Source organism: Microcystis sp. CS-574, from assembly GCF_028329095.1.
GTDB classification, from domain to species: domain Bacteria; phylum Cyanobacteriota; class Cyanobacteriia; order Cyanobacteriales; family Microcystaceae; genus Microcystis; species Microcystis ichthyoblabe_A.
Window position 1 is genome coordinate 1 of record NZ_JAQMSY010000017.1, and the last position, 11,042, is coordinate 11,042.

The window sequence follows — 11,042 nt, forward strand, 5'->3', positions numbered from 1 at the left end:
AATTTTGCTAATAAACATAGCAAAATTATAGATGATTTCCTGACCTAAGATCACATTTTATTCTTTTTTCCACTTCAATCTAAGAATTGAGAAAAAAGCAAAACCTTATATTATACCATAAAAAAATTATGCAAGAGGTCTTATATGGTGGCCGAACCCTGGAACACTAGGGCGATTACCGGTAACGAAGGGGTCGGTTTTACCTTTGCCCAGGGACGGGAAATCTGGCAAGGACACCCCGATCGCATTCTAGCGGTGATGGAGTCTTTTATCGAAGAAAACCCGAAAACCTATCGCTCTTTAGTCAAAGCGATGATTGAAGCTTGTCAGTATTGCGATCGACCTGAAAATCGAGAGGAAGTAGCGACGATCATTTCCGGGCGCTCGTTTACAGGGGCAAAACCACAATTTACCCGCCCCGGCATCGTTGGGGATTACAACTATGGCGGTTTCGATGATCAAAAACGTCTGGTTGAGGATCTAGCGACGACAATTTTTTTCGCCATGCCGAAAGATATTGCCAAAGCCGATCACGATCATTCTACCTTTCTCTGGCAATCCGAAAGTCTTTGGTTAATCACCCAAGCCGCTCGCTGGGGACAGATTGCTGAAATACCCAAAAATGCGGAAGAAGTAGCCAAAAAAGCTTGGAAAACCGATTTATACCGTCAAATCGCCGACGATATGGGTATTGTTTCTCCCAGCGAGGATTATTACGTCGTACCGCCGGGGGCTTTTATCGATCAAAAAGCTTTTGATCCTAGCGATCTCGTCGGTTATCTCAACAGTTTTGAAATTCGCGCCAATTCACCTCAATTCTTTTATTTGCAGGGATAATTAATTATTATGGCCCAATTCTCCTCTGTTCCTAACCCGCTCTCAAGTTCCTTTTCCAGGGAAGAATTTTTAGAGATTAAAAATATCGTTAAAGCTTATCCTAAGGCTGATGGCAGTAATTTTGTTGTACTTGATGGGGTCAATCTAACTATTGGTTCCCAAGAATACATTTCGGTGATCGGTCATTCCGGTTGCGGCAAATCGACGCTTTTAAAAATTATCGCCGGTTTAGAACAAGCCTCCTCGGGACAGGTCACTTTAGAAGGAAAATTAATTCGTAAACCAGGGGCCGACCGCATGATGGTTTTTCAGCATTATTCTCTTTTGCCCTGGTTGACAGTGCGAGAAAATATTCGCTTGGCAGTGGATGAAGTTCTTAAAAGTGCTAGTAAAGTTGAAAAAAATAGCCTTGTTAATGAACATTTAGCTATGGTGCATTTAACGGCCGCTGCTGATAAATATCCCGAAGAAATCTCCGGCGGAATGAAGCAGCGGGTGGGCATCGCTCGCGCTTTGGTAACTCGACCGAAAATGCTATTAATGGATGAACCTTTTGGGGCTTTAGATGCTTTAACTAAGCGAAAATTACAACAGGAAGTTCTGAAAATTTGGGAGAGTCACCGGCAAGCGGTGATTATGATTACCCATGATGTAGATGAGGCAATTTTTATGTCCGATCGCATTGTTTTAATGACCAATGGACCCCATGCTAATATCGGTGAGATTTTAACAGTGCCTTTTCCCCATCCCCGGGATCGTCACGCCATGCGAGAAACTCAAGAATATTATGATTTAAGAAATCATGCTCTCGATTTTCTAGAGCGTTATTTTACAGCCGATGAATAGGCGGTGAACAAGTCAGATAATATCTGTAGGGGCAAGGCATTCGGATAGGAAATCTACGGTTTCAGCGATAGGTTATTGCCCGAATGCTTCGCCCTTTTTCTGTTAAGATGGGGTCAGGGTAGCCAATTCTAAGGCTAAAGGATCAACCCGGCGTAAATTTGCCCCCAATGCTCTTAATTTACCCTCTAAATTATCGTAACCTCGATCGAGGTGATGGAGTCCCTGCACAATAGTAGTCCCCCGGGCTGCTAATCCTGCCACCACCAAAGCTGCCGAAGCGCGTAGATCCGTGGCCATCACCGGCGCCCCGGAGAGGAAAGGCACACCGCGCACTAAAGCCACATTTCCTTTGACCTTGATATCTGCTCCCAGACGCTTTAATTCCGCCACATGACGCAGACGGTTTTCAAAAACCGTCTCATTAACCACGCTACTGCCCTCGGCTAAAGTTAATAGAGCCATAAATTGGGCCTGCATATCCGTGGGAAAACCGGGATAGGGCAGGGTTTCCATATCGGTGGCTTTTAAGTCCCTAGGGATAATCCGCAGACGATTGGGACCATCTTCCACCACTTCCGGACCGATTTCGTGCAGTTTGGCAATTACCGAAGCTAAATGGCTAGGAATCACGGGATAAAGACTAATTTCTGAGCGGGTAATCGCCCCGGCTATCAGTAAAGTCCCGGCTTCAATGCGATCGGGAATGATACTGTAATCGGTACTGTGCAGACGGGAAACTCCCTCGATGACAATTGTATTGGTCCCGGCACCGCGAATTTTTGCCCCCATGGAAACACAAAAATTGGCTAAATCAATCACCTCCGGCTCTTGGGCTGCATTACCGAGAATGGTTTCCCCGAACGCTAAAGTCGCCGCCATCATTAGGGTTTCCGTCGCTCCCACACTGGGATAATCCAGATAAATATTCGCCCCTTTCAGACGACCATTACCCTTAACGCGGGCGTGTACCATGCCACGATCAATTAATACATCTGCACCCATTGACTGTAGGCCTCTAACGTGCAGATCCACTGGTCTGGCCCCAATGGCGCATCCGCCGGGGAGGGGAACTTTTGCTTCTCCTAAACGGGCTAAAATCGGTCCAATGGCAAAAAAACTGGCTCGCAACTGGGAGACGAGATCGTAGGGCGCTTGAGCTTGTTTAAGGTCTCTGCCATCAATCTCTAGTCTATCTCCGGTGTGACGGACTTGCACGCCCAAAGCCGAGAGAATTTGACTCATCCGCTCGATATCGGCTAGGGCAGGTACATTACTAATCTGGCACTCGTCGGAGCAGAGTAAAGCTCCCGCCATAATCACTAGAGCGGCATTTTTGGCACCACTGATTTTAACTTCACCCTTGAGAGAGTGACGACCTTGAATTTCTAAATAGGGATGCTCGATATCGATAGTCATAGGATCATTCATTTATCTTAGTTGGGAGTCTTGGCTAAGGAAAGCTTCGGTAAAATTAGACTGCATCTTATCAGATTTTTGAACGAATTATCGGTGATTCTACCCCGAAAAACGATTTTTGTCTTAATTATCTCAACTATCTTGACTGATGGATTGTCCGATAGTATAATAAGAGATTGTGAAAGAAAAATGCGGAACTGGCGGAATTGGTAGACGCGCTAGATTCAGGTTCTAGTGTCTGCAAAGACTTTCGGGTTCAAGTCCCGAGTTCCGCATTATCTCCCTCAAAACGTAGTTATTTAGGGCAGCCCTAGCGGGGTGAAAAATCCGATTAGCTATGATTAGCAGTGTTCAAAACCCTTTAATCAAGCAAATTCGCAAGCTACACCGCACTAGAGAGCGACAGGAGCAGAATTTGTCCTTAATTGAGGGAACCCACTTATTAGAGACAGCTTTAGCCCTGAATTGTTCCCTAGAAACGGTCTGTTTGACAGAAAAGTGGCAGCAAAGACAGGGAGAATTAGCAGAGAAGCTTCAAAATCAAGCGAAACGAGTCGAGATAGTTTCCCCGGAAGTCCTCGCTTCCCTAGCAACAACGGTTAATCCGGATGGTGTGATTGCCACTATTGCCCGTGATCACCTTCATCCAGTCCCCCAAAATCCGCTACAATTGGGCTTAGTTTTGGAAAGATTGCAGGATCCGGGTAATCTCGGCACTATTATCCGCACTGCCGTGGCTACGGAAGTACAGGGTATCTGGTTAAGTCTTGATAGCGTCGAAATCGATAACCCCAAAGTGATCCGCAGTTCCGCCGGGGAATGGTTTCGATCGCCCCTGGTGGTAGAATCGGATTTATCGGCTTTAGTGAAAAAATATCAAGCACAGGGGGTAAAAGCGATTGCGACTTTACCCACAGCCACAAAAAACCACTGGGAGATTGATTTTACCCGTCCGACTTTAATATTATTAGGCAATGAAGGAGCCGGTTTATCACCCCAATTAGCGGCTTTAGCCGATGAAACGGTGAAAATTCCCCTCTTTGGTGGTGTAGAATCTTTAAATGTTGCGATCGCTACTGCTGTCATCCTCTACGAAGCTAGAAGACAATTATCGGTGAATAGTTAAACCAGACAAGAATTAGAGATTTATTCCCTATCATAGTTTGTGCTTTTTGTCAAGAATAAATTCTCGTTTGTAACAAAAGTAAACAAATATTTGGCGCGATGTTCTTGGGTAAAAAATCGAGGTTTAACTTACAACAGTGCGGGGTAGGGGAATCGAACCCCTAAGCGTTGCTCTTGGAAAGGAACTCTTTCTACAACTTACACTGCTCCCAGTAGATTATCTGGGTTTAATAGATATAATCACCTCTTTGGGCAAATTCTTCTTTACTTTAGAGAGATTGTCACACTGTCATTGGCTAGAATCTGTTTCAAAGTTCTTCTATTTATTTTAACTTAGACCCTAAGTCCGATTTTGGCGGAATTTGCGCGGCTGTTAAGGTGACAATTTGGCCATCTTTGAAAATGCTGATAGACTCTCCTAAGAGGCGGTGTCTCTCAATTGCTTCTGCGATTGCGACTCTAACACCTGTATCGATTTTCTGATGCAGTTCCGTTAAGGTTGGTTCAGTCATTTTAGTTTCTGGTAATGATTCGGAAGGTGTCTGGGTTATAAATAATAGGAGGTTGATTAAATCCTAACGCAGCAACTAAGTGCGGTTCATCCCCAGAATTATTATAGATCACCCAAGTATCGCATAAAGGTAAATACAACTGCATGAGGTTAATACGTCCCCGCTCATAACGACGACGAACCACATCTTCAGGAATATTATGACCGCCACTGGCTACCCTTCTGTGAACTCTCTCTAAAGCTAATTGTGGACTTTGTAGCCAAAAATAAATAAGATTGAGCCTATAGCCAGAACTTTGACAGTCTCTCAAAAAACGGGCAAAATGTCGGACTGCCAGGGTGCTTTCAAAAGCAAAATCTATTCCTTGGCACTTCAGCGTTATCAGTCTTTCTAACATCAACCGTCCTGCTTGGATAGCAACCGACTCAGGATTAAAAGGTGAGAGTCCGGCGGCAATTTCATCGGCGTTAACGTACTCGATAACGCCTAAAAAGTTGGGTAAAATTTTTTTTAGCGACGCGACGGTGGTTTTCCCGGAACCATTGGGGCCAGCAATTAGATAAACGTCAGACATGAGGGAAAAGCTCGTCCTCCAGATTATTTTGAGATAACCTCGAACTAACTATCAGTGGTTCTCAACTTTCCGTAAAAAAAGGTGAGATATCGATGGGGAACCAATCTCCGTCTAATACTTGTTCGAGAGTGAATATAGACTCTAGGGGAATTATATTTTTATCGACAATTCTCCCATCAATTAGGGTTTGTCTTGCGTCTAAATAGGCCTCCCCGAAGGAATTAATGGCATGATTTTTTAGCGTTGGGGTTTTGATCTTTTTTTTCAGTTGCACTCGAAAAGTGGCTATCTCTCCTAGCCAATGACGCGCATTTCGTTCTCTTTCCGTTGTCCAATAACTCAGTTTTAAAAGATGGATTAATAGTTGAGTTAATAAACTTTCGACAGCTTGGCGCTCGCTTTTTCCCATGCACTCTACTTCCTCGATCAGATTTTCCCAGTCCACCCTGTCAAACTCTTTTTGCTTTAAAAGTTCGGCGGTTTTTTCTGTCCAGAGAACAAAATCTTCCTCGTAGAGAACGGAGAGCAATAGCGGGGTTTGTGCGTTCATAATAGATTTCTGGGGTTGCTGATTTGTGATAGGAATCTGCTTGTGTGGGGTTTTTAAAACCTGGAGCCAAACTAAGTAGCTGGTTATAATTAAATTAAAAATGGATTTTAGGCTTGATCCCCCCTTCCCCCCTTGATAAGGGGGGTGCTGATCCCCCCTTAATCCCCCCTTAATAAGGGGGGTGCTGATCCCCCCTTCCCCCCTTAATAAGGGGGGTGCTGATCCCCCCTTCCCCCCTTGATAAGGGGGGTATCTGATGATTTTTAACGCCTACCTACTTAACTTTTGGATAGGATGCACAGTTAGCATTCATAGCGTGAGTCAGCAACACCGCAGAAAAATTAATTATGACTCAAAAATAAACTGGGCAATCCGATAAGATTATCCTGCTTAAAAAAGATCGAATTTTGTTGTCGCAATTTACCGATTAATCTTGTTACTGTTACTCTGGTAGTGCCGATGGCACTGGCAATTTGAGCGTGAGTTAGGGGATAGGGGAGATAATAGCCTTCTACACAGGGTTGACCGTATTCTTCCAGTAATAAAACCAAGAACCCCATTAATCGATCGAGGGAGCGTTTTTGACCGAGAATACTCAACCAAAATAACTTACGCTGGTATTGATGGCGAAAAGTTTCCATAACAGCCGATCGCAATTGCGGCCATTGTTGTAGGTCTTCCCAGTATAACCAGACTAACTTGGTTCCGTCTAGATGAGCTTGGGCTTGTAATTGAAAGGGAAATTGAGAAACAATCTCAAAAGGTTGACCTGCACCCACAAAACCGAGAAATACTTCCTCACTATCGGCAATAGGTAGTTGACGGGGAAATTTTTGGTCGATAACGTTAACTTGTGCCTTACCAACAATACGAATCGCCCCAGATTCGACAAAGTATAACAGTCCGGGGCGTGTGGCGACTTTTTCATCTTTGGCAAAGGTATGATTACGATAATGGGATTTTGCCCAGTTAAAGATTTCTGTTTCTTGACCGATTAAGGGTATAAAATCCGACGAAGGAACCGAAGAAGACATTAAAATTAATAACCCATTGGGGCGTTGAGGGAACTGTAAACTAATGTAACAAAAAATTGCTGCGATTGGGGGGGGTCTTGTGGCCGCTCGATGCTTATTGGTCAATAATCCCTAAAAGTTGCGGGGATTGAGCGGATAGGAGAATTATTAAGTATTCTTAACAGAATACCCGCCCCAATGTTACAAAAGCGAGATAATCACCTTATCTATTCTTAACTTTTTCTCGCTTTTCTGGGGACTATGGCATAAGATAGGATGCGTGACTATTAGTTTTCTATCTATGATATAGCGTTTCTCTTAAAGATGAAGTATAAAGAAATTTGGCATTATCTCTTGGCGACCGGCTACTGTTAACCGTTCCCTGTTCCCTAAAACCAGATACTTCGTACCTCACTATTAAGATAACTGCTATAGATTATAGTTGATAGATAATTTAAATTTATACTTTTCCTTAAAAACTTCGGTCAAACTTGTATGAATAGCATTAGACAAAAAGTGGAATCCCTCTTGAATCAATTACCAGATGATTGTTCAATTGAAGATATTCAGTATCATTTATACGTTCTGGAGAAGGTGCGTCAAAGTTTGAGCGCTGCTTCTCTAGAGAATACAATCCCCCAAGAAGAAGTTGAGGGTCTTTTAAACAAATGGCTGATCGAGTGAATTATCGCCTTGTCTGGTCGCCCAAAGCAATTGAAGACGTGGATGCGATCGCATCTTATATTAGTCGAGATTCCCCGTCCTACGCGGCGGCCGTCGTGCGTCGAATTCTTGATATAAGCTATTCTTTAGAAAATTGTCCCCTAGAAGCGAAAAAATGCGCCGAATTTAGCGATGATACCATCCGAGAAAAGTCTGCCTATGCCTACCGTCTGATCTATCAAATTCAAGGAGCAGTAGTTATTATAGCGGCGATCGTCCATAGTAAGCATTTCTTGGATTGATCGAGTCAGTGATCAGTGATCAGTTATCAGTGGTCAGATTTGAATTTTCAGTTCACAAGGGCCGAATCTAAAACCAAATTTGTTAAGCTAAAAGCTTTAATTTACTCAGTTTCTAACCTTCTTTTTAGGTAGGAGAATTGCCAGATTCTTTCTGGGAGCCTATTGCCTGTTGCCTTCAGTTCACTGATTACTGATTACTGTTTACTGATCACTGAAAAGTCCCCCACCCGCCAATTTTGAGCCTAATTCCCGCTTAATCCGGTTGAGAATCGAGGTTTCGTCGAGGGAATCGAGAATACTGGCTACCACTGCCTTCGGGCCATCGGGTCCCCAGGTGGCCCCATTAGCGAGATAGGTTTTCGTCACTTGGCCGATCGCGTAACAGGATACACCGGCAACCCCCGCTTGAGTCAGGGCGATCGAAGTATAGGGAAGAAGAGAAATGCCGCCAGTGGCAGGAATCGAGAGGCCAAGCAGTCCTTTGAGGGAACTTAAGCCCAAAACCGCTAAAAATTCGCTGGCACTAATACCCCCCATATTGAGGGCAATTTTTTGTAAAAGAGCGATCGCTCCCCGACGAGTTAAATCGATGCCGTATAAGCGAGAAAGAGCGAGAATCATGGCTAGATCGATAACTGCCCCCGTAAACAGATCCAACACCGTCACTGGATTGAGAGCGATCGCCGATGCTTTGATCATCACTGCTTTTTGAATCAATTGATTGGCGCCGCGATCACGGATAGCCATTTTGCGGGCGACAATTTGCTCGTTTACCTCGTCCGCATACAGCATAGAATTGAGTGCTACCAGCGATTTACCCTCTCGCTCTAGAATTTCCAAAATTTTGAGTTTCAGGGCTTCTATCTGGGGTTTTCCCCGAAATCGTTGCGTTTTAAGCCGCCCATCCTGCCCTTTAACCGTCTCCGCCAAGAGGGGAGAGGCCGCCACCATAACGATCTCATCGGGGGAGAGTAGTTCTTTCACCCGTTCTGAGGCGATTTTCTCATAGATAGCGAGGCGATCGACTTCCGGATACTGATCGATTTTATTAAAGACCAAAATCATCGGTTTTCCCGCTTCCCGCAACTTGGCCAGGGCGGAAAATTCCACTTTGGTCATATCACCGGAGATGATAAAAAGGATTAAATCCACCTGCTGCGCCACCTGACAGGCGAGAATTTCCCTCGTTTGCCCATCTACCTCATCAATACCGGGAGTATCAAGCAATTGCACCTGAGCATTACCCTGGCCGTTCAGGGTCAGACGCGCTAGATTGGGGAAAGTATCATCGCTGCTCAACTGCCAATTTACCCCTTTAATGGTGCGGGTAACTCCGTGTAGAGGACCGGTTGTAAAGATTTCTTGACCGACCAGAGCATTTAAAATCGAGGATTTTCCCCGGCCCACCAGACCAAAAGCGGCAATTTGAATCAGGGAGCGATCGAGTTTTTCCAGCAGGGCCACTAGGCGATCGATCTCCGCTTCTAGACCAATTTTCTCGATCGAGGTAAGATCCAGACGCTCAACAAGTTTGCTCAGAGAATTGCGTGCCTGATTATAGTTGAGTTCTTCTTGAATAGTGCCGACACCTCGAAGCGCTTGTTCTAGGTCTTCGGTATTCCAAGCTCGATCGAGGAACGGGTCAGAGGTCATTTCAGTTATCAGTTATCAGTTATCAGTTATCAGTTATCGGTTATCAGTTGTCAGTGATTAAGTGGGTGGGTGTTAAAAATTGTCAGATACCCCCCTTATTAAGGGGGGATTAAGGGGGGATCAAGGGGGGAACCATCTTCAATTTAATTATAACCAGCTACTTTATTAAGGATAATCAGGATGAGTGTCATCTACGACTTGGAACACATCACCACCTATCATTATCGTAAACCGGTAACTTTTGGGGAACATCGGGCGATTTTTTTGCCTAGTGCCGGTCACGGTGAAAGAATTATCAGTTATTCTGTAGAAGCGAATATTGCCGCCAAAACGCGCTGGACTATGGATACTCTATCTAACAATGTGGTAGGGATTGAATTTGCTGAACCAGCGTCAGAATTAATCGTTACCTGTCGATTACGGGCTGAACATTTTGGCTTAAAAGCGATCGCTGATTTTCCCCTCGCTCAACGGGCGATCGAAATTCCCATCCAGTACACCCCCGATGAATGGTTAGATCTGGTGGTGTTTATGCGTCCCCACGCCGAGGATGCCGACGGCAGCTTGGCAGCTTGGGCCAAAAGTTTTGTAGCGGGGGACCAAGATAATACCCTCGATGCCATGGCAAGAATGATGGCCGCTATCAAAGATAATTTTACTTACCAATCCAGAGAGAGTGAAGGAACTCAATCCCCCGGAGAAACCCTGCGGCTAAAGTCGGGAACTTGTCGCGATTATGCTTGGTTAATGATCGAAGCTTTGCGAAGATTGGGTTTAGCCTGTCGTTTTGTCAGTGGCTATCTCTACGATGCTGCCCTCGACGGTGGTGAAGTGGGGATGACTGGCTCTGGTGCTACCCATGCTTGGTTACAGGTTTATCTACCGGGGGCCGGTTGGCGTAATTATGATCCGACTAATCAAATTACCGCCGGCTTTGATTTAATTCGAGTGGCGATCGCTCGTCATCCCGGTCAAATCATACCTCTTTCCGGTTCTTGGTTTGGTGATGCCGATGACTTTTTGTCTATGGATGTTAAAGTGACCATTCGCAAGCTGGGGACGCTGCCGGATTTTGATCCGAGGGAATAGGTTGAATTATCGGGTTTTTCCTTGACTGGCGATTTTCCAACTAATCCTACTTGACCCAGGGTAAGCGCATCTTAACAATCCTTGACAAAAGGGACTTGATGTGAGTTACTTACCCAGAGAGCGATTCAGGCATATTTGATCAGAATTGGCTATCTCAATTGTTAAGCAAAAATCGACCAAATGGGTCGATTTCGTAGCTATTCTGATTGACTGGTAACACTTGAAATGCCCACGCGGATCACAAAATTGGCCAATTGTCAATAGCATTTGAGATGCTCTCACCCTGTACTACTACTGACTCATAGCTGTTATAATTAGATCAATGTCCCAGCCAGGGGAAAAACTATGACAACTCTCGACATTTTACCAGAAGTTACCTGTCCCCCCACGGATTTATGGAGTGATGAACCACCCTTGGAAAGTGATTTACACCTGCAACAAATCATAATTCTACTCAGTTGT

12 protein-coding genes, 1 tRNA gene and 1 pseudogene are annotated in these 11,042 nt (G+C 44.7%); 8 read left to right on the plus strand and 6 right to left on the minus strand.

Annotation, left to right across the window (positions count from 1 at the left end):
- The first annotated feature begins 144 nt into the window (after window positions 1–144).
- Window positions 145–837, plus strand: coding sequence for an ABC transporter substrate-binding protein (locus tag PN470_RS01130; protein WP_272103410.1), 693 nt, complete (start codon window positions 145–147; stop codon window positions 835–837).
- A 9-nt stretch (window positions 838–846) separates the two neighbouring features.
- Window positions 847–1,683: an ABC transporter ATP-binding protein gene (locus PN470_RS01135; RefSeq protein ID WP_272103412.1), complete on the plus strand. Its 837-nt coding sequence runs from the start codon at window positions 847–849 to the stop codon at window positions 1,681–1,683.
- 102 nt (window positions 1,684–1,785) lie between these two features.
- Here PN470_RS01135 and murA read toward each other — a convergent pair whose 3' ends face one another.
- Entirely contained in the window at window positions 1,786–3,099 is a 1,314-nt protein-coding gene (gene murA, locus PN470_RS01140; RefSeq protein ID WP_272103414.1) for a UDP-N-acetylglucosamine 1-carboxyvinyltransferase, read from the minus strand.
- 191 nt (window positions 3,100–3,290) lie between these two features.
- Here murA and PN470_RS01145 point away from each other — a divergent pair.
- Together PN470_RS01145 and PN470_RS01150 are read left to right on the plus strand one after the other, a co-directional pair.
- A tRNA-Leu gene (locus tag PN470_RS01145) sits at window positions 3,291–3,374 on the plus strand.
- A 62-nt stretch (window positions 3,375–3,436) separates the two neighbouring features.
- On the plus strand, window positions 3,437–4,225 hold the full coding sequence (locus PN470_RS01150) for a TrmH family RNA methyltransferase (protein WP_272103416.1): 789 nt from the start codon (window positions 3,437–3,439) through the stop codon (window positions 4,223–4,225).
- A gap of 322 nt (window positions 4,226–4,547) precedes the next feature.
- Here the strand turns inward: PN470_RS01150 and PN470_RS01155 are convergent, their stop codons facing one another.
- The 4 genes from PN470_RS01155 to PN470_RS01170 form a co-directional block, all read right to left on the minus strand.
- On the minus strand, window positions 4,548–4,736 hold the full coding sequence (locus PN470_RS01155) for a hypothetical protein (RefSeq protein ID WP_193979582.1): 189 nt from the start codon (window positions 4,734–4,736) through the stop codon (window positions 4,548–4,550).
- 1 nt (window position 4,737) lies between these two features.
- Window positions 4,738–5,310 carry a zeta toxin family protein gene (locus PN470_RS01160; RefSeq protein WP_272103420.1) on the minus strand — a complete coding sequence of 191 codons (573 nt, stop codon included), beginning with the start codon at window positions 5,308–5,310 and terminating at the stop codon, window positions 4,738–4,740.
- Between the two features lie 61 nt (window positions 5,311–5,371).
- Window positions 5,372–5,860, minus strand: a complete 489-nt coding sequence (locus PN470_RS01165) for a DUF29 domain-containing protein (protein ID WP_130757745.1) — start codon at window positions 5,858–5,860, stop codon at window positions 5,372–5,374.
- 341 nt (window positions 5,861–6,201) lie between these two features.
- Window positions 6,202–6,894, minus strand: a complete 693-nt coding sequence (locus PN470_RS01170) for a Crp/Fnr family transcriptional regulator (RefSeq protein ID WP_002778985.1) — start codon at window positions 6,892–6,894, stop codon at window positions 6,202–6,204.
- 474 nt (window positions 6,895–7,368) lie between these two features.
- Here PN470_RS01170 and PN470_RS01175 point away from each other — a divergent pair, with 474 nt between their 5' ends.
- Together PN470_RS01175 and PN470_RS01180 are read left to right on the plus strand one after the other, a co-directional pair.
- The gene (locus PN470_RS01175; RefSeq protein WP_002752772.1) at window positions 7,369–7,557 is read left to right on the plus strand and encodes a hypothetical protein; all 189 of its coding nucleotides are present in this window, start codon (window positions 7,369–7,371) and stop codon (window positions 7,555–7,557) included.
- Complete coding sequence (locus PN470_RS01180) at window positions 7,542–7,838, plus strand: type II toxin-antitoxin system RelE/ParE family toxin (protein WP_002737690.1); 297 nt, start codon at window positions 7,542–7,544, stop codon at window positions 7,836–7,838. The genes PN470_RS01175 and PN470_RS01180 overlap by 16 nt, the downstream gene beginning before the upstream one ends.
- Before the next feature lie 201 nt (window positions 7,839–8,039).
- Here PN470_RS01180 and PN470_RS01185 read toward each other — a convergent pair whose 3' ends face one another.
- Complete coding sequence (locus PN470_RS01185) at window positions 8,040–9,491, minus strand: GTP-binding protein (protein WP_002778982.1); 1,452 nt, start codon at window positions 9,489–9,491, stop codon at window positions 8,040–8,042.
- Between the two features lie 180 nt (window positions 9,492–9,671).
- Here PN470_RS01185 and PN470_RS01190 point away from each other — a divergent pair, with 180 nt between their 5' ends.
- Together PN470_RS01190 and PN470_RS01195 are read left to right on the plus strand one after the other, a co-directional pair.
- Window positions 9,672–10,580, plus strand: coding sequence for a transglutaminase family protein (locus PN470_RS01190; RefSeq protein WP_069474120.1), 909 nt, complete (start codon window positions 9,672–9,674; stop codon window positions 10,578–10,580).
- A 345-nt stretch (window positions 10,581–10,925) separates the two neighbouring features.
- A pseudogene (locus PN470_RS01195) lies at window positions 10,926–11,042 on the plus strand (Uma2 family endonuclease); the annotation flags it as partial.